This is a genomic window from Caballeronia sp. EK (assembly GCF_014384845.1).
GTDB lineage: Bacteria > Pseudomonadota > Gammaproteobacteria > Burkholderiales > Burkholderiaceae > Caballeronia > Caballeronia jiangsuensis.
Genome location: NZ_JACSUE010000002.1, coordinates 96,430 through 115,027, shown reverse-complemented (window position 1 = coordinate 115,027; position 18,598 = coordinate 96,430). Strand labels below are relative to the sequence as shown.

Below are 18,598 nucleotides of genomic sequence, written 5' to 3'. Positions count from 1 at the left end.
TCGTCTCCTTTGCGGTGAAGAACTACGCGCGACCCTCGAAAATTCCATTCAGATCGTTGCCCGCCGCCGCATCCTTGAAGCCATCGAAACGGCCATCGGCGAGCCCTTGCGCCGCGCGCATGAATCCGCCCCACGCGGCGCGCGCAAGCCCACCGCCGACGCTCACGCGCCGCACGCCGAGCGCCGCCACATCGCTCAAGGTGAATTCCGACACGCCGCCGATCAGCAGATTCACAGGTTTCGATCCGACCGCCTTCACGACCGCCTCGATCTGCTCGCGCGTCTTGATGCCGGGCGCGTAGAGGCAATCCGCGCCGGCATCGGAATACGCCTTGAGACGCGCGATCGCATCGTCGATATCTGGCCTGCCCGCGAAGAAATTCTCCGCGCGGCCGACGAGCAAGGTGTCGCCGCCGGTTTCGTCGATCGCGCGCCGCGCTGCTTTCATGCGCGCCACGGCGACATCGACCGGAAACAGCGGCGACGATGCATCGCCCGTCGAATCTTCGATGGACAAGCCCGCGACGCCCGTTTCCACCGCGAGCTTCACGCTGTGCGCGACATCGTCCGGCGTCGCGCCGAACCCGCTTTCGAAGTCCGCGTTCACGGGCAGATCCGTCGCTTCGACGATCTCGCGCAAATGAGCGAGCACCGCGTCGCGCGTCACGTGGTTGTCCGGGCGGCCCTTCGACCATGCGAAGCCCGAACTCGTCGTCGCGAGCGCCTTGAAGCCGAGCGTCTCCAGATAGCGCGCGGAACCGATGTCCCAGGGATTCGGCAACATGAAGCATCCGGATTCGTGCAGTGCGCGAAAGGCTGCGCGTTTCTCGGCGACGGTGCGGGGCATGGCGTGTCTCCTGTGGAAAATCGCGTCGGAACGTAGACGATACGCGATCGACCGAAAGCGTGCTCGTCACTAAGTCTCTCTTAAGCAAGCACCCACTACGCTTGAGCCTTTCCAAACCATGAGAGACGACATGGACCACGCAAAACATGCGCTCGCCAAGGTTCCGGAACTGACCCTGGCATTCTGGATCATCAAGATCGCGGCGACGACGCTCGGCGAAACCGGCGGCGACGCCCTCTCGATGTCGATGAATCTCGGCTATCTGATGAGCACGTTCATCTTCGCGGCCGTGTTCGCCGTCGCGGTGATTGCTCAGATCAAAGCGGACCGGTTCCAGCCCGCGCTCTACTGGATCACGATCATCGCGACGACGACGGTCGGCACCACGCTCGCCGACTTCGCCGACCGCTCGCTCGGCATCGGCTACGCGGGCGGAAGCGCGATCCTCCTTGCGCTGCTGCTGACATCGCTCGCGGTGTGGTATCGCGCGATGGGCTCGGTCTCGGTATCGACGATCGCATCGCCGAAAGCCGAGGCGTTCTACTGGTTGACGATCATGTTCTCGCAGACGCTCGGCACCGCGCTCGGCGACTGGACCGCCGACAGCGCGGGCTTCGGCTATACGGGCGCGGCGATGATCTTCGGCGGCTTGCTGTTGGTGATCGTGCTTTTGTATTACTTCACGACGGTGTCGCGCACGATGCTGTTCTGGGGCGCGTTCATTCTGACGCGGCCGCTCGGCGCGGTGGTCGGCGATTTTCTCGACAAGCCGGTCGCGCATGGCGGACTCGCGATGAGCCGCTACGGCGCGTCGATCGCGCTCGTGATGTTCATCGTCGTGTGCGGTTTTCTGTTCAAGCAGCGGCCCGCGCGCGTGGCGCATTGAAATCGCAGACAAAAAAACGGCGGTCCCGAAGGACCGCCGCTTGCGCTGATGCTGCTGCTTACTTCTTCAGATCGAAGCGATCGAGATTCATCACCTTCGTCCAGGCCGCGACGAAGTCATCGACGAACTTCTCCTGACCGTCGCTGCTCGCATAGACCTCGGCGAGCGCGCGCAACACCGAATGCGAACCGAAGATCAGATCGACGCGGCTGCCGGTCCACTTGCGCTGGCCCGTCTTGCGATCGCGACCTTCGAACACATCGCGCGCCGACGACATCGGTTGCCACTCCGTGTCCATGTCGAGCAGGTTGACGAAGAAGTCGTTGGTGAGCGTTTCGGGCTTGTCGGTGAAGACGCCGTGCGCGCTCTTTCCACTCGACACGTTCAGCGCGCGCAAACCGCCGATGAGCGCCGTCATTTCCGGCGCGGTCAGCGTCAGCAATTGCGCCTTGTCGATCAGCAGCGATTCGACGGGCACGCGCACGTTGGACTTGACGTAGTTGCGGAAGCCATCGGCGACCGGTTCGAGCGCCGAGACCGACTGCACGTCCGTCTTGTCCTGCGTGGCGTCCATGCGGCCCGGCGTGAACGGCACCGTGACCTTCTTGCCGGCCTTCTCCGCTGCCTTTTCGATCGCCGCGCCACCCGCCAGCACGATCAGATCGGCGAGCGAAATCTTCTTTCCGCCGGATTGCGCGCCGTTGAACTCCTTCTGGATGCCTTCGAGCGCCGTCAGCACCTTGCCGAGTTGTTCGGGATCGTTCGCTGCCCAGTCCTTCTGCGGTGCAAGGCGAACGCGCGCGCCATTCGCGCCGCCGCGCTTGTCGGAGCCGCGGAACGTCGATGCCGACGCCCACGCCGCCGATGCCAGATCGGAAATCGACAACCCCGACGCCAGCACTTTCTGCTTGAGCGCCGCGACGTCGTCATCCCCGACGAGCGGATGATCGACTGCGGGAATCGGGTCCTGCCACAGCAGTTCTTCCTGCGGCACTTCCGGTCCGAGATAGCGCGCCTTCGGCCCCATGTCGCGGTGCGTCAGCTTGAACCACGCGCGGGCGAAGGCGTCGGCGAACTGGTCGGGGTTCTCCCAGAAACGCTTCGAAATCTTCGCGTATTCCGGATCGAACCGTAGCGACAGGTCCGTCGTCAGCATGGTCGGCTTGATCTTCTTCGACGGATCGTATGCGTGCGGAACGGTTTCGGTCGAATCCTTCGCGACCCACTGATTCGCGCCCGCCGGGCTCTTGGTCAGTTCCCATTCGTAGCCGAACAGGTTCTCCCAGAACCCCTGGCCCCACTTCGTCGGGGTCGTGGTCCAGGTGACTTCGAGGCCGCTCGTGATCGTGTCCGCGCCCTTGCCGGAGCCGAAGCTGTTTTTCCAGCCGAGGCCCATGTTTTCCACATCCGCCGATTCCGGTTCGGGACCGACGTTATCCGCCGGACCCGCGCCGTGCGTCTTGCCGAAGGTGTGGCCGCCCGCGATCAGCGCGACGGTTTCCTCATCGTTCATCGCCATGCGCGCGAACGTCTCGCGGATGTCGTGCGCCGCCGCGAGCGGATCGGGGTTGCCGTCCGGACCTTCCGGATTGACATAGATCAGACCCATCTGCACCGCGCCGAGCGGATTCTCCAGATTGCGGCCGCCGTCGGTGCGGCTGACTTCCTCGCCGTGCTTCTCTACATCGGCGGTAATCACGCCCTGATCCTGGTCGTTGCCGGCCGCGCCCTTGCCGTAGCGGACATCGCCGCCGAGCCAGGTCTTCTCATTGCCCCAGTAGACGTCCTGATCCGGCTCCCATGTGTCCTCGCGTCCGCCCGCGAAGCCGAAGGTCTTGAAGCCCATCGTCTCCAGCGCGACATTGCCGGACAGAATGATGAGATCGGCCCAGGAGAGCTTCTGGCCGTACTTCTGCTTCACCGGCCAAAGCAGCCGGCGCGCCTTGTCGAGGCTGACGTTGTCCGGCCAGCTATTGAGCGGCGCAAAACGTTGCTGGCCGCGGCCGCCGCCTCCCCTGCCGTCGCCGATGCGGTAGGTGCCCGCGCTATGCCACGCCATGCGGATGAACAGCGGACCGTAATGCCCGAAGTCGGCGGGCCACCAGTCCTTCGAATCGGTCATGACTTCCGCGAGGTCCTTCTTGACCGCGGCGAGATCGAGGCTTTTGAAAGCTTCGGCGTAGTCGAAGCCCGATTCGAGCGGATTCGACTTGCCGGAATGCTGATTCAACAGATCCACCCGTAGTTGCTGCGGCCACCAGTCACGGTTCGTCGTTCCGGTGCCGGCAGCATGCGTAAACGGGCACTTCGATTCGTTCGACATGCGTTATCTCCTTGCGAGGACGTACCCACTAGTTCTTTTACTACTCACCACCAAGGCTTCAGGTTCATGTTTTGCCGTGCTGCACAAACCTGATCCGATAAGGGATTTCGTGGCCTGCATCGGGCGTGCGCGACGCGTCCGGCCGCCCTCCTCAACTTAGAAAATACGTGAGAGCGACGCTCAATAGAATGCGATTTTTGCAATGCCGCCGATAGGGGGCGGCTATAGAGAGACGGTGCTTCTGCGATGCGCCAGCGCATGTTGCAGTGCATGATCGTAGGATGCGCGCAGTTCGCGCTATTCGGCACGGATGTTCAGTCTAGCAGCGTCTCGCGAGCTCGGCAGACGACGAGCGCGCGAGGTCGTCGATCTGACGTGCCGATTCTCGCGTACACCTTAGCATCTCGATCGGGAAGCCGGCCTCAGCTCCAGTCGTCCATGTCGTGCTTGATGCTATGACGATTCGCGATGAGTTCCTCCACGCTCGGCTCGTTGCTCATCGCGCGTTGAATGGCGAGTTTCGTCGCCTCGTAGTTCGTTCGATACATGTCTTTCTTGTCGAGATTCGCATCGGTTGCGCAACGCGGATCGATCCACACGAGGCTGATGATGCACAACTCATTGGCCTGATCTTTCGGCAGGATGCCTTCGATCAAACAATCGACGACGGCGTCCGCGGTCGCGGACTGCACCACGCCGCCGAAGAGGTCGATGTTCGCCATGTCCTTCAGCGTGACCTTCGGGACGATCATCGTCGCGGGGCGGACCATCTGGTTGCAGGCGCGAATCGCGAACATGGCCGTATGTCCTTTCGACTGCGCCATCATGTTGGCGAACGCGTGGCCGACAGGTCCATCGACACGGCCGATCAGGATTTCCGGCATCGCATCGGTCGCCTGTCCCGCTGCGGCCAGCACGGTTGCTTCGCCTGCGCGAAACGTCAGATCGAGACTCATGAGCACTCTCCTTTAAAAGCTGAACGATGGTTCGCAAGACCGAGGGGACACGCACATGCAAGGAGGATGCCATCACCGTGGAGACAACCGCGGCGGCACGCGCGGCGACAGCCTGCTCAGGTCGGCTGACACACTGTGTTCAATTGACCGCCTCGTGCGGGAAGCCGGTCAATATCGGCGAAAAAAAGGATGCCTTAAGTATTATGTACAGGGCGAAGACCATTTTGATCAGAAAATACTCCTGAATAACTCCAATATCGCACTGGCAATAGTTAATGACCCTAATACCGACGTGAGATTTAGGACGTAGTATCCTTGTGCCACTTATCGTTCTCCTCAAAAATCCCGGAGAGGGGATACCTATACATGCACGCATCGCCCAAAATTAGTGTTCTGCTTCCTGTGTACAAAGTTGAGCCGTACATCGAAGAATGCCTCGACTCGCTCTTGTCACAAACATCCACCGACTTCGAGATAATCGCCGTTGACGACAGCAGTCCTGATCGATCTGGTGAAATGACTTCCCGCATCCTGGAGAAGCAAAGCAGAATTCAGTGGAAGTTTATTAAGAATCTTGAGAACAAAGGTCTCGCCGAAACCCGCAAGATCGCCGCACTGGCGGCCCGCGGCGAATACGTCCTGTGCGTGGACAGCGATGATCACGTTCATCACGATCTCATCCGCAGAGTGATCGACGAAGTCGAAACGAGCAAAGCGGACGCCGTGGTGTTCGCCGCCGAAAACATCGCGCCCGACGGCAAGATCAATTACCGCGTGGAAGCGGGAGACGCCACCATCACCGGCGTGCAGGCCGTCGAGAGAATCCTCGATCTTTCCCTGCAGGCCTATTGCTTCAACAAGCTCGTGCGCCGCTCGATCTTCCTCGCGGTCGAACATCCGACCGGACTGATTTACGAAGATATCTGCGTATCGGTCCAGACACTCGGTAAATCGAACACGGTGCGCCTCATTCCTGACACCTTGTATGCGTACATGTATCGGGAATCGGGAATTTCGACACGCTTCAATCCGAAGATCGTGGATCTTTTTGCCATTATCGATCGGGTGGAGAAAAGCACGGCGTCGATGCCGATACCCAATTACCGGCGTCTGCTCTTCAGGCTGAAATATATCTACGCCTATCGGACGATCGCGTTTCAGGCGGCCATCAAGGCGCCGACATATCGGCTGGCGAAGCCGATCCTGCTCAGCGTTTCGGAGCGGCTTCGTTTCGCGCATCTGCTCGGCATGTGCTCGGATCACCGGCCGAAGCTGTCGATCGTGATGGCGATGCTGAAAATCCATCCGTGGATTTTCTATTGCTTCGTGCGCCGGTTCGGAGGAAGGTAGTCCGCACAGCATCGAGCCGATCCGTTATCCTGCGCTGTCATTTCTAAGCGCTGCATAACCGGTCCGATGCTCACTCTTTCCCCACGCGACACCGCGATGCTCGAAGGCGATCTCGGCGATGGCCTCGCGCTCGCGATGCGCATCGTCGCGGCGACGGCGCGCGTCATGGACGCCGATACGCTCATCGACATCTCGTCCGCGCATATCGACGGCTGCCTCTATCACGGCGCGGCGAGCCTCGACTTCGTCGAGCGCTTCGTCGCGAGCGGCGCGAAGGTCGCCGTGCCGACCACGCTCAACGTCGGCTCGCTCGATCTCATCCATCCCGAGCTGTTTCATGGCGATGCGCATATCGCGAGCGCGGGCAAGCGGCTCATGGAGGCGCACATCGAACTCGGCTGCGAAGCGAGCTTTACGTGCGCGCCTTATCAGTTGAAGCATCGTCCGAAGCTGGGCGATCAGATCGCGTGGGCCGAATCGAACGCGATCGTCTTCGCCAACTCCGTGCTCGGCGCGCGCACGAGCCGCTACGGCGATTTCCTCGATCTCGCCGCCGCGATCACCGGACGCGCGCCCAACGCGGGCCTGCACGTCACGGCGAATCGCGCGGCGCGCATCGTGATCGTCGCGCCCGAATTGCGCACGTCGCCGCATCGCGATGCCGATTTCGCCGCGCTCGGCTTCCTGCTCGGCAGCGAGGTCGGCGCGACGGTCGCCGCCATCACCGGCCTGCCCGGCGACACCACCGAAGACGAGTTGAAAGCGCTCGGCGCGGCGGCGGCATCGAGCGGATCGGTGGCGCTCTTTCATGCGGTCGGCATCACGCCGGAAGCCGCGACGCTCGATGCCGCGCTTCAAGGGCAAGCGCCCGAGCGCACGATCGCGGTCAGCGCATCGGACCTGCATGCCGTGCGCCAGCGCTGGAGCCATGCGAAGCCCGGCGATGCGCTCGCCGCCGTCGCGCTCGGCACGCCGCACTTTTCCGTCGATGAATTCCGCACGCTCGCGTCGCTCTTCGATCGTCACGAAGGCGCGCCGCGTTGCGATGTCTATGTGAACACGAGCCGCTTCGTGCTCTGGCAACTCGAAGAGGAAGGCATTGCGAAGACGCTGGCCGAACGCGGCGTGCAGATCGTCGTGGATACCTGCACGTACATCACGCCGGTGATGAAGCAGGTCAGCGGCCTCGTGATGACCAACTCGGGCAAATGGGCGCATTACGCGCCGGCGAACATCGGCGTGACGGTCGCGTTCGGCAGCATGAGCGAATGCGTGCGATCGGCCTTCGAAGGAAAGGTGTGCATCGATGAAAACGTTTGAAGCCGTCACGCTCGTTCCAGGCCGCGCGCGCGCCGCGGGCATCGCGTTGCCGCCGCTCAGCTTCTGGGGCGGTTACGATGCGGAACGCGGCGTGATCGTCGATGCCACGCACGCCGGTCATGGCCAGAGCCTCGCGTCGCGCATTCTCGTGATGCCGCGTGCGCGCGGATCGAGTTCGAGCAGCAGCGTGCTCGCCGAGGCCTTACGCAACGGTACGGGCCCGGCGGGCATCGTGCTCACGGAGCGCGATCTGATCCTGTCGATAGGCGCGATCGTCGCGAACGAACTGTATGCGTCCGACGTGCCGGTCGTGATGGTCGATGAAGCCGCGTTCGCGCAAATCGCAACCGCTGATGCTCACATCGAGATCGATGCCCGCGATACCGCGCGTCCCGCGAACGTGCGCCTCATCGCGCCATTATCGTCCCGACCACCGAGATGATCTGCTGCCCCGCCGTCTTCACGTGCTGTTCGAGCAGCTTCGCGCCGAGCTTCGCGTCGCGCTTTCTGCATGCGTCGATCAGGCTCATGTGCTCTTCGTGCGACTGCTCGCGGATCGGCACCTGCACGACCTGAAAGCGAAAATAGCGGTCGCTGCGATCGTGCAGTCCGCGCAGCATCTGCAACGTGATGTCGCGCCGCGCGGGCAGATAAAGGGTTTCGTGAAGACGCCAGTTCAGTTGTCCCCACACGCCCGAATCCGCGTGATCCATTTCACCGACGAGCTTCTCGGCTTTCGCGATTTCGGCATCGGTGATATGCGGAATCGCCTCTGAAAAGAGCCAGGGCTCCAGCCGCAAGCGAATCTCGAACGTCTCCTGCACTTCTTCTATCGACAACTCCGCGACATACGCGCCCTTGTGCGGCACCTTCGTCAGCAAGCCTTCGCCGGTGAGCCGCGTGATCGCTTCGCGGATCGGCACGCGGCTCACGCCGAGTTCGTCGGCGAGCGCTTCCTGACGCAGCACTTCGCCGGGCGCGAGATCGCCGGAGAGAATGCGTTGCCGGATCGCCGTGGTGACGAGTTCGACCGTCGTCGTGCGCACGATCCTGTGCGTCGAATCGGTTGGGCCTTGTTTTATGGCGACGGGAGGCATGTGCTTCATTTGATGCTTATGTGTATTGTTGCGGCATCGTAGCATGCCCCGAAGGGAGCCCCTGCAAGGGGCGAACCGTAGGAAATCCCCTTGGGGGATGCAGGTTCAGCGCAACGTCTCCCGCACCCATGCGCCATTCTTCATCACGCCCGCGATGCGCTCGCCCTGCCCCGTCAGCACGCGAATATCCTTCAGCGGATCGCCATCGACGACGAGCAAATCCGCGTACGCACCCGCCGCGACGACGCCGAGTTTGCCCTTCATGTTCACGATCTCCGCGCCGAGCGCCGTCGCCTGACGAATCGCCTCGAATGCGCCGACAATATCCGCGCGTATAGCAAGCTCATCGCTTTGATATTGATGCATGTCGCCGAGCAGATCCGTGCCGAGGCCAATCTTCACGCCGCGCGCGTGCAGCATCGCGAGCGCTTCGAGTCCGCGCTTGCGCACCGACTCGTTCTTGTCGAGCGTGTCTTTCGCGAGGCCCATCTGCGCGCCGACTTTCGACATCGCGTCATACGTGACGAGCGTCGGCACCGCGTATGCGCCGTGCTCGGCCATCACGCGCGCGGTGTCGTCGTCGATCAAGTTGCCGTGCTCGATCGTGCGCACGCCGAGCTTCACGACACGCGCAATCGCCTTCGCCGTGTACGCGTGCGCCATCACATAGGTCTGATGCGATTCCGCTTCCTCGACGGCGGCCTTCACTTCATCGACGGAAAATTGCAGGTTGCCGATCGGATCGGTCGGCGAAGCCACGCCGCCCGACGCCATGATCTTGATGTGATTCGCGCCCGCGCGCATTTCCTCACGCACGGCCTTGCGCATTTCATCGACGCCATCGACCACGCGCCCGATCGCGCCCATGTTGCGATTGCAGCCGCACGGGTCCGGGTCGGAATTGTCGAAGCGCTCGCGGAAATCGCCGTGGCCGCCGGTCTGCGAAAGCGCCTTGCCCGCGACGAACAAACGCGGCCCCGCGATCACGCCGTCTTCGATCGCCCGCGAGAGCGCGTAATCCGCGCCGCCCGCATCGCGCACGGTCGTGAAGCCGCGATTCAACATGCCCGCGAGAATCGGCACGGCGCGCAGCACGGCGAACGTATTGGGCAATCGGCTGTTGTTGCCGAGATGCGCGACCGACGCGATCACATGCACGTGGCAATCGATCATGCCGGGCATCACCGTCTTGCCGCCGACATCGATCACCTGCGCGCCGCTCGCCTCCACCGGCTCGCGCGTGACTTCGCGAATCGTGTCGCCATCGATGACGATGGAATAGCGGCCGTCGTCGCGCTCGTGATCGGTGTCGAGCACGCGGGCGTTTTTCAGAATCAGCATGGCTTGATCTCTCCCGGTTATTTCAGCAGGAATCCGTGCGCGAGCGGATCGCGGTCGTCGACGAAAATCGTGTTGTGGCCGGTCACGCGCGCCCAGCCTTCTATGCCCGGCACGATCGCATCGAAATCGCCGACGCGCGCCGCTTCCATCGGCACGCCCTCGAACAAGGTGCCGATGATGCTTTCATGCACGAAGCGCTCGCCGATCTTCAACTGGCCTTTCGCGACGCGCTGCGCCATGCGCGCCGACGTGCCCGTGCCGCACGGCGAACGATCGATGGCCTTGTCGCCGTAAAACACGGCGTTGCGCGCGCTCGCGCCTTCGACCGTCGGCTCGCCCGTCCACATGACGTGACTGAGGCCGCGTATCGCGTCGCTTTCCGGATGCACGAACGTGTACTTCTCGTTCGCCTTCTGGCGCAGCGCGGGACTCAGGCGCTGAATATCGGAAGGCTTCAGCGCGTGCAGTCCTTCATAGTTGCGCTGCGGCTCGACGATCGCATAGAAGTTGCCGCCGTACGCGACATCGAAATGAATCTCGCCGAGCCCTTCGACTTCGACGGACAAGTCGCGCGAATGCAGAAACGACGGCACGTTGACGAGCTGCACGGAATCCACATGCTCGCCATTCATCCGGTAACGCGCGACGACGACACCCGCGGGCGTATCGAGCCGCAACACGCCCGGCTCGCGCGGCCGCACGAGTCCGTGTTCGATGGCCGTCGTCACCGTGCCGATGGTGCCGTGCCCGCACATCGGCAGGCAGCCGCTCACTTCGATGAAGAGAATCGCGAGATCGCAATCGGGGCGCGTCGGCGGATAGAGGATGCTGCCGGACATCACTTCGTGACCGCGCGGCTCGAACATGAGCGCGGTGCGAATCCAGTCGAACTCGCGCAGGAAGTGCGCGCGGCGCTCGATCATGTTCGCGCCTTCGAGCACCGGCGCGCCGCCCGCGACGACGCGCACCGGATTGCCGCACGTGTGGCCGTCGATGCAGAAGAACGTGGATTTCATCGCGCGAGCGCCTGCACGTTCGCGATCGCCTTCTCGACGATCTCGATGGTTCGCCGCCGCTCTTCGCCTTCGAGCATCAGGCGCGGCGCCTTCACGTATTCCGGATAGCCCGCCGTGATGTTTTCCGCGAGCTTGATGTATTGCACGAGCTTCACATGCGTGTCGAGATGGAACAGGTCGATCAACGCGCGATAGAGCGCGCGCGCCTTGTCGTATTCGCCATCGACCGCGTAGTTCAGCAGGTCGACGGATTCCTTCGGCATCGCGTTCGCCATGCCCGAGACCCAGCCCTTCGCGCCGAGCGCGACGGATTCCACAATCAGATCGTCGACGCCGCAGAACACGACGAAGCGCTCGCCGAAGCGCGCGTAAAGATCGGTGACGCGCGTCGTGTCGTAGGTCTCTTCCTTGATCGCGACGACGTTCGGTTCATCGGCGAGTTGCGCGAGCAGGTCGGGACGCATGTCGACGCCGTAGCCGCGCGGATTGTTGTAGATCATCAGGCCGAGCTTCGTCGAGCGCGCGATCGACCGATAGTATTCGACGGTCTCGCGATCGTCCGAGCGATACGTGAGACCCGGAAACACCATCAGGCCCTGCACGCCGATCGCTTCCGCATCTTTCGCGAATTGTGTCGCGTTGGCCGTGTTCAGCTCCGCGAGACCGGAGATGACAGGCACGCGCCCGTTCACCGTTTCGACCGCGATCTTCAGCACGGTGCGCTTTTCCTCGGGCGTGAGCTGCGCGTTCTCGCCGACCATGCCCATCATGACGACACCGCCGACGCCGTTATCGATCAGACGGTTCAGGCCGCTCACGATGGCATCGCGGTCGAGCGAGCCGTCCTGCTTGAGCTTCGTCGTGACAGCGGGGAATACGCCCTTCCAGTTCACTTGCATGGTTGCTCCTCCAATTTAGAAACGCGCGATCGAATACGGACCGAGCGGTACGCGCGGCGTGCGGCCCGCGAGCACATCGGCGACGAGTGCGGCGGTCGTCGCCGATTGCGTCAGGCCGAGATGCCCGTGACCGAATGCATAGACAACCGACGGCATGCGCGGCGATGCGCCGATCACCGGCAGCGAATCGGGCGTCGCGGGACGATGGCCCATCCATTTCGCGGCGCCCGTATCGTCGATGCCGGGAATGAAGCGCTTGCCGAGCGTGAGCAACGCATCGCTGCGGCGATAGTTCGGCGGCGCATCGAGTCCCGCGAACTCTGCCGCGCCGCCGATGCGCAGCCCGACATCGAGCGGCGTCGCGACGAACTTGCGCTCCGCGAAGATCACTTCGCGCGTCAGCGCGACGCCGTGCTTCGGCAGCGTCGCGTTATAGCCGCGCTCGCTTTCGAGCAATACGCTATCGCCGATGGATTTCGCCAGCGCCGCCGACCACGCGCCCGCCGCGATCACGATGCGTCGTCCTTTCACGCGATTGCCGTCCGCCAGCAAGACCGCATCCGATGACTCGATCGCACGCGCGCTGCCCGTCACGAAGCGCGCGCCGAGCGTACGCACGCGCTCGCGCAAAAGCATGACGATGCGGCGCGGATCGCCGATATGCGACCAGTCGTCGAGAAACACGCCATGTCTGAACACCGGCGCGAGCGACGGCTCGCATTCGCGCACCTGCTGCGCGTTCAGCGCATGCCAGCGCGCGCCGAGCTCGCGCTTGAACGCCCATTCGGGCTGATCGGCGGCGAAGGCTTCATCGGTTTCATAGACCGTCAGCGCGCCACGGCGATAATGCATCGCGCTTGCGCCGATATCGTCGAACATCGGCAGGAGGTCGTCGTAGACGCGGTTATTCAGCAACGCGAGCGCATGCGATATCGCCTGATAGCGATCCGGTTCGCTCGCGCGGCGAAACGCCATCAGCCACGGCAGCGCCTTCGGCAGATGCTTCCAGTCGAGCGCGAGCGGCCCGAGCGGGTCCATCAGCCATTTGGCGACCTTCGTGAACATGCCGTGCACGGCAATAGGCGTGCTCTCCGTCACCGCGATGCCGCCCGCGTTGCCATGCGATGCGCGATCGCCTTCGAAATCGCGATCGATCACGATCACGCGCGCGCCGTCGCGCAGCGCGGCCCATGCAACAGCCAGTCCGACGATGCCCGCTCCGATCACGACGACGTCCGCCATTTCTTCATCCGCCACGCTCATGAGCCGGCACGCGACTTGATGAGCTTGTCGTCGACGGCTTCGCACCACGTATCCGCGAGCGTGAAGCCGGTCTGGAAGCGATCGGTCGGATCGACGCCGACCTGCGAAATCGCGGTGATCCATGCCTGACCCGCCACGACCGGCACGACCGCGGGAACGTCGCCCAGGCGCGTGACCGAATCGATACGGCTTTCGAACACCGACCCGATGATCGACTCGTGCAGGAAGGTCTCGCCCACGTCGATCAGCCCTTTCGCATGCATCACCGCGAGCCGCGCGGACGTGCCCGTGCCGCACGGCGAACGATCGCAGCGGCCCGGCGACACGATCACCGTGTTGCGCGACTTCAGCACGCCGTTTTCGCGCGACAGCGGCCCGACGAACTCCGTCATCGTGATGCCCTTGATGAGCGGATTCAACGGATGCGGCGAAGGCAACTGCGCCGCCGCCGCGGCCTTGATGACCTGCCCGAGTTCGCACAGCTCGCGCGCTTCGTCGGGCGTGATGCGAAAGCCGAGCTTTTCTGCATCGACGATCACATACGTCATGCCGCCATAGCCGACATCCACGCTCAGGCTGCCGACGCCTTCGACCTCGATCGTTCTATCGAGATGATTGGCGAACGCGGGCTGATTCGTGAACTCGACTTTCGTGACCTTGCCGTTCGCGCATGCGCAGCGCAGATGGATCAGCCCCGCCGGCGCTTCGAGCACGAGTTCGGTGACGGGTTCGACCATCGGCAGGATGCCGGTTTCGAGCAGCACGGTGGCGACGCACATCGTGTTCGAGCCGGACATCGCCGGATACTCGGTCGATTCCGCGATCACGTAACCCATTTGCGCGCGCGGATCGGTCGCGGGCAGCAGGAAGTTCACGGTCTGATTGGCCGAGCCGCGCGGCTCGAAAATGCAGATGCGGCGCAGGTCGTCGCGCACTTCTTCCAGATGCATCATCTTGTCGAACATGGTCGCGCCGGGCACGTCGAAAACGCCGCCCGTCACCACGTTGCCGACTTCGCCCTCGGCGTGGCAGTTCACTACTGTGAGCGTTCGATTCCAGCGCATGTCTATTGCAGCGGCGCGTGCGCCGTCTCCTTGATGGTGAAGACCGTGATCGTGGAAAGCAGCGCGGCGAGCATCACGAAGTACGCGGGCGAGAGCGGCGAGCCCGTCGCCTTGATGAGCGCGATGGAGATCATCGGCGCGAAACCGCCGAACACCGCGTTGGCGATGCCGTAGCCGATCGACATCCACGTCGTGCGGATTTTCGTCGGAAAGAGTTCGGACAGCACGGCGGGTCCGACGCCCGAGAAGATGCCGATGATCACGCCGCCCAGCACCTGCACCGCGCCGACGATCGCCGCCGATTTGTATTCGAGCATCAGATGGAAGATCGGGTACGGCAGCACGAGAAACGCGATGCAACCGATCGTATAGATGGGCTTGCGGCCGAAGCGGTCCGAAGCCGCGCCCCAGAACGGAATCGATGCCGTCATCACGATGAGGCCCGCCGTGTTGAGCCAGAGCGCCGTCGACGAATGGATGCCGACGTACTTCGTCGTGAACGACGGCAGGTAGTTGAGCAGCACGTAGAGCGAGACCGTCCACACGATCACGAGCCCGCACGCCTGCAGGCCGAGCAGCGCGGGCGCGCGGCCCTTCGCCTTGGGCGCTTCGTCGCTTGCGCTCTGATAGACCGGCGTCTCTTCGCTGCGCTTGCGGATGATCCAGCCGATCGGCCCGATCACGATCGCACCGACGATGAACGGCACGCGCCAGCCCCAGTCGAGCAGCGCTTCCTGGCTGAGCAGTGTCGTCATGAGCGCGGCCGCGCCGGAGCCGAGCAGCATGCCGCCGAGCGTGCTGCATTGCTGGAAGCTGCCGTAGAAACCGCGCTTGTTGGGCGGCGCCCATTCGACCAGAAACGCGACCGCGTTGCCCAGTTCGCCGCCGACGGAAATCCCCTGCAACATGCGCGCCGCGACGAGCAGGATCGGCGCCATGATGCCGATGGACGCATACGTCGGCAGCAGCGCCATGAAGAGCGTGGCGGCGGCCATCAGCGGCATGACGAAGGTAAGCGTCCACTTGCGGCCTTTCTTGTCGCCGAGCCAGCCGAAGATGATCGCGCCGAGCGGACGCGCGGCGAAGCCGAGACCGAACGCGCCGAAGGTGCCGAGCATCGCGGCGAAGTCGTCGCCTGTCGGGAACATCACTTTGGCGATGACGGTGGCGAGGAACGCGTAGGTGCCGAAATCGAACCACTCGAGAATGTTGCCGACGACGGCGGCGGTGACCGCGCGGCTGGATTTCGATGATGTCTTCGGTGACTCGCTGGAAACGTAGGGGTTCGCAATAGCGTTGGCGCGGTCGGTCATGGGGGCTCCCTCGGTCGCATGGAGTGCGGCTCCGGGGGATTGTGCGCCGATATCAAAATTGAATCAAGGATTTTGGATCCAAAATTGGAAACCGATGGTTTCCCCTTTAAAGTGGCGCGAGGCGGCAGTCAATCTCCCGATCGCCTGCCGCCTCGCTTATCCGTCTAGTTCAAACGCCGATCAACGCCTCACGAACACAAATGGTGCTGCCAAGAGTTGCCACTTTGTTCCTTCGGTGAAAGCCCTGAACCCGTAGTCGATATTCTTGTAGGTGCCATCGCCCTTTGGTACCAACTGCTCGACAGAGTCTTTCGAATCTCTCATCAGGAAGAAGGATAGCGTCTTCGCGTCGTATTGAATCTCCGGAATGTACTTATAGTCCCATTCTGGAGTTGTCTTCTGGTCGGTATCGATGTCGTAAATGACGATCGGAGCGACGTTGTTCTGGTTATTGTCGACAAAGATGATCTGACGATTGTTGATCGCCTGCAGATTCTTTGGGGACTTGTACCCTCCGGCACCTGACAGTTGCCTGATCTTGCCGGTGGACAAGTCGATTTCCGACATGTACGATCCGCTGAGATTCGCGACAGGCTTCATGTAAATGGCGCGCTTTCCGTCGGGCGTCACGGCAAGTTGATGGTATGTCACAGACGGTAGTGCTCCAGTCGGGAACGAGGTCATCACACTCTTCGTCTTCATGTTCACGCGGAGGATGGTCTGCTGCGTGCCAGACGTATCCGCCAGAACGTATAGTGTGTCGTTGTCATCGGGCGTAGTGTCGAGTGCCTTGACAAAGTAATAGTCAGGGAAAGTCATGACATTACCAACTTCCCCGTTTTCTGCATCGATCACACGTATCGTGTTGTCCGCCGCGTAATAGATCTGCGAACTGTCCGGGGAAACTCGCAGTTCACTGTCTGCCGTGCGACTCACGCGAACATTCCAGACAATCGCGCGAGACGCAATGTCGTATGCGATCAACACGCTCGATTGCGCGCCTTTTACCTGCAAACCGGGTTGCGATGCGATCTCCAGTTCGAAATAGAGTCGATTTCGGTTCGGACTGGCGACCATCTTGCTAATCCGGTCGTCCCCGGTCCCGAAATCGAGAGTGAACGTGGACAGCTCGGCGCGCGTGTTCAGGTCGTACTCTGTGATCTTTGCAGGGCTCACGACGCGCTTCAGGACGTAGACGGTTTCCTTGTCCTTATGCGGTCCGTAAAATTTCTGCACCATCTCAATGTCGGTGGCGCTCAACTTGCCGTCGCCATTCCATTGCGGATTGCAGTAATTCATGACCGATGCGAGATCCCACGGTCCGACCATCGTGTCGCCGCTGGTGCCCTGTGCGGGCTCGATACACGACGACGGCGTATCCGGCCGATTCTGCTCATGCGCAAAACCCAGCGCGTGACCGAATTCATGCGCGGCGACCCGGCGAATGCAATATTCCTCGCGCCCCTGGCAACTCGGGCTCCAGTTATTGAACGTGAAATTGAGCGCCATCCCGCTCGGAGCATTGTTCAGCGTTGCGCCCAAGCCCCAGGTGTGCGGCGCGCTCCCGGCAATGTCCTCAACTGAAATCCGTATGCCGTAGAAGGTCGGATCGTTCGTGCATTGCTGCCAACCAGAGAATTCGACTCCGGAATGTTGCTCCCAGGTCTCCTCGACCGCGCCTCGAGTCCAGTTGCGCTCCGAGGAATACCGCGCGAAATCGGCGTTGTTCAAATCCCAACATACGCCGATGGGCACGCGATCCCAAATAACAGTCGACAATGCATATCCCTTCGCCGTGGCCTTATCCTGCGCCGCCGATTGTTCAGCCGAAGTCTTGCTCGTAGAACTCAGAGCGTCGTTGCCCGAATCGGCTCCGCCGCAACCACTGATCAGTATTCCTGATAGTAACGCAAGGGCCAAGCCCCTCAACCTTTTCATCTTATTCTCCGTTATGACCCATGCGTCATCACGCATGGCCGGAGAAGTATATTTTCAATACGTAATCAGATTGGAATGTTCATTACAGAATGTTTCCACATTGTTCGTATTCTCTCGTCAATTGCGCGTATGACTGCATTTCGGCAATCATTTGATTGGCACGCGTCATTGCGATTATCAGCCGGTTATGGATATCGTCCGACCGCGGCCCGCGGATGAGATCGCTTCATCGACTCACCGTGGCCCGTAAAACATCTGCGCCATCACGATATCCGTCGTGCTCAACTGGCCATTGCCGTTCCAGTCGGGATTGCAGTAGTTCATGATCGATGCCAGATCCCACGCGCCGATCAGCGTGTCGCCATAAGTACCCTGCGCGGGCTCATTGCAGCTCGACGGCGTGTCCGGCCGATTCTGCTCGTGCGCGAAACCCATCGCGTGGCCGAACTCGTGCGCGGCGATATTGCGGATGCAATACTCTTCGCGACCAATGCAACTCGGACTCCAGTTCCTGAAAGTGAAGTTGAGCACCATTCCGCCGACGACGTTGTTCAGCATCGTGCCGAGACCTTGAGTGTGCGGTCCGGTCGCGGCGCTGTCTTCGACCGAAATCCGTATGCCGTAGTAGTTCGGGGCATTTGTGCATTGCTGCCAGCCCGTGAATGTGATGCCGGAATGCGCCTCCCAACTCGCCTCGACCGCGAGCCGGCTCCAGTCGCGCTGCGTGGCGTACAACGCGAAGTCGGCGTTGCTCAGATCCCAGCACACGCCGATCGGAAGCTGCTTCCAGATGACGGTGGACAACGCGAATCCCTTGGCCGTGGCTTTGTCCTGCGCGTTCGATTGTTCGGTCGAGCTTCTGGCTGCGGAGGTGGCGGCGTCGGAACTATCGCCCGCGCCGCACCCACTCACCAGTATTCCTAACAATAATGCAAATAGCCACGCGCTGAATCGTCTCATCTTCTTCTCCGTGATCGCAGGAGAA

General features: G+C 62.0%; 16 protein-coding genes. 4 read left to right on the top strand and 12 right to left on the bottom strand.

Going from position 1 to position 18,598, the window contains the following annotated elements; translation table 11 throughout:
• Positions 1-22: 22 nt before the first annotated feature.
• Positions 23-847 (bottom strand): isocitrate lyase/PEP mutase family protein, encoded by an 825-nt coding sequence (locus IAG25_RS04920; RefSeq protein ID WP_187603840.1) that lies wholly within the window; start codon positions 845-847, stop codon positions 23-25.
• A gap of 130 nt (positions 848-977) precedes the next feature.
• On the opposite strand from IAG25_RS04920, the gene IAG25_RS04915 reads away from it, so the two are divergent.
• Positions 978-1,733 carry a COG4705 family protein gene (locus IAG25_RS04915; protein WP_187603839.1) on the top strand — a complete coding sequence of 252 codons (756 nt, stop codon included), beginning with the start codon at positions 978-980 and terminating at the stop codon, positions 1,731-1,733.
• Positions 1,734-1,791: 58 nt separating this feature from the next.
• Here the strand turns inward: IAG25_RS04915 and katG are convergent, their stop codons facing one another.
• Positions 1,792-4,056 (bottom strand): catalase/peroxidase HPI, encoded by a 2,265-nt coding sequence (gene katG / locus IAG25_RS04910; RefSeq protein ID WP_187603838.1) that lies wholly within the window; start codon positions 4,054-4,056, stop codon positions 1,792-1,794.
• Positions 4,057-4,478: 422 nt separating this feature from the next.
• Positions 4,479-5,012: a formaldehyde-activating enzyme gene (gene fae / locus IAG25_RS04905; protein WP_187603837.1), complete on the bottom strand. Its 534-nt coding sequence runs from the start codon at positions 5,010-5,012 to the stop codon at positions 4,479-4,481.
• Positions 5,013-5,378: 366 nt separating this feature from the next.
• On the opposite strand from fae, the gene IAG25_RS04900 reads away from it, so the two are divergent.
• The 3 genes from IAG25_RS04900 (at position 5,379) to IAG25_RS04890 (ending at position 8,124) form a co-directional block, all read left to right on the top strand.
• A complete protein-coding gene (locus IAG25_RS04900) occupies positions 5,379-6,362 on the top strand; it encodes a glycosyltransferase family 2 protein (protein WP_187603836.1) in 984 nt (327 codons plus the stop codon).
• A gap of 66 nt (positions 6,363-6,428) precedes the next feature.
• Entirely contained in the window at positions 6,429-7,682 is a 1,254-nt protein-coding gene (locus IAG25_RS04895; RefSeq protein WP_187603835.1) for an aconitase X, read from the top strand.
• Positions 7,669-8,124 carry an aconitase X swivel domain-containing protein gene (locus tag IAG25_RS04890; protein ID WP_187603834.1) on the top strand — a complete coding sequence of 152 codons (456 nt, stop codon included), beginning with the start codon at positions 7,669-7,671 and terminating at the stop codon, positions 8,122-8,124. Before IAG25_RS04895 ends, IAG25_RS04890 begins: the two co-directional genes overlap by 14 nt.
• Here the strand turns inward: IAG25_RS04890 and IAG25_RS04885 are convergent.
• The 9 genes from IAG25_RS04885 to IAG25_RS04845 form a co-directional block, all read right to left on the bottom strand.
• Positions 8,090-8,779, bottom strand: a complete 690-nt coding sequence (locus IAG25_RS04885; RefSeq protein ID WP_187604477.1) for a GntR family transcriptional regulator — start codon at positions 8,777-8,779, stop codon at positions 8,090-8,092. The two genes, IAG25_RS04890 and IAG25_RS04885, sit on opposite strands and share 35 nt — an antisense overlap.
• Before the next feature lie 105 nt (positions 8,780-8,884).
• The gene (locus IAG25_RS04880; RefSeq protein ID WP_187603833.1) at positions 8,885-10,120 is read right to left on the bottom strand and encodes a metal-dependent hydrolase family protein; all 1,236 of its coding nucleotides are present in this window, start codon (positions 10,118-10,120) and stop codon (positions 8,885-8,887) included.
• A 17-nt stretch (positions 10,121-10,137) separates the two neighbouring features.
• Complete coding sequence (locus IAG25_RS04875; protein ID WP_187603832.1) at positions 10,138-11,136, bottom strand: 4-hydroxyproline epimerase; 999 nt, start codon at positions 11,134-11,136, stop codon at positions 10,138-10,140.
• Positions 11,133-12,035: a dihydrodipicolinate synthase family protein gene (locus tag IAG25_RS04870; RefSeq protein WP_187603831.1), complete on the bottom strand. Its 903-nt coding sequence runs from the start codon at positions 12,033-12,035 to the stop codon at positions 11,133-11,135. Before IAG25_RS04870 ends, IAG25_RS04875 begins: the two co-directional genes overlap by 4 nt.
• Positions 12,036-12,050: 15 nt before the next feature.
• The gene (locus IAG25_RS04865) at positions 12,051-13,298 is read right to left on the bottom strand and encodes an NAD(P)/FAD-dependent oxidoreductase (protein ID WP_255503540.1); all 1,248 of its coding nucleotides are present in this window, start codon (positions 13,296-13,298) and stop codon (positions 12,051-12,053) included.
• Positions 13,295-14,362, bottom strand: a complete 1,068-nt coding sequence (locus IAG25_RS04860; RefSeq protein ID WP_187603830.1) for a proline racemase family protein — start codon at positions 14,360-14,362, stop codon at positions 13,295-13,297. The genes IAG25_RS04865 and IAG25_RS04860 overlap by 4 nt, the downstream gene beginning before the upstream one ends.
• Positions 14,363-14,364: 2 nt before the next feature.
• Positions 14,365-15,675 (bottom strand): MFS transporter, encoded by a 1,311-nt coding sequence (locus IAG25_RS04855; RefSeq protein WP_187603829.1) that lies wholly within the window; start codon positions 15,673-15,675, stop codon positions 14,365-14,367.
• Between the two features lie 180 nt (positions 15,676-15,855).
• Positions 15,856-17,613: a carbohydrate-binding protein gene (locus IAG25_RS04850; RefSeq protein WP_187603828.1), complete on the bottom strand. Its 1,758-nt coding sequence runs from the start codon at positions 17,611-17,613 to the stop codon at positions 15,856-15,858.
• A 234-nt stretch (positions 17,614-17,847) separates the two neighbouring features.
• Positions 17,848-18,573 (bottom strand): M12 family metallopeptidase, encoded by a 726-nt coding sequence (locus tag IAG25_RS04845; RefSeq protein ID WP_187603827.1) that lies wholly within the window; start codon positions 18,571-18,573, stop codon positions 17,848-17,850.
• Positions 18,574-18,598 lie beyond the last annotated feature (25 nt).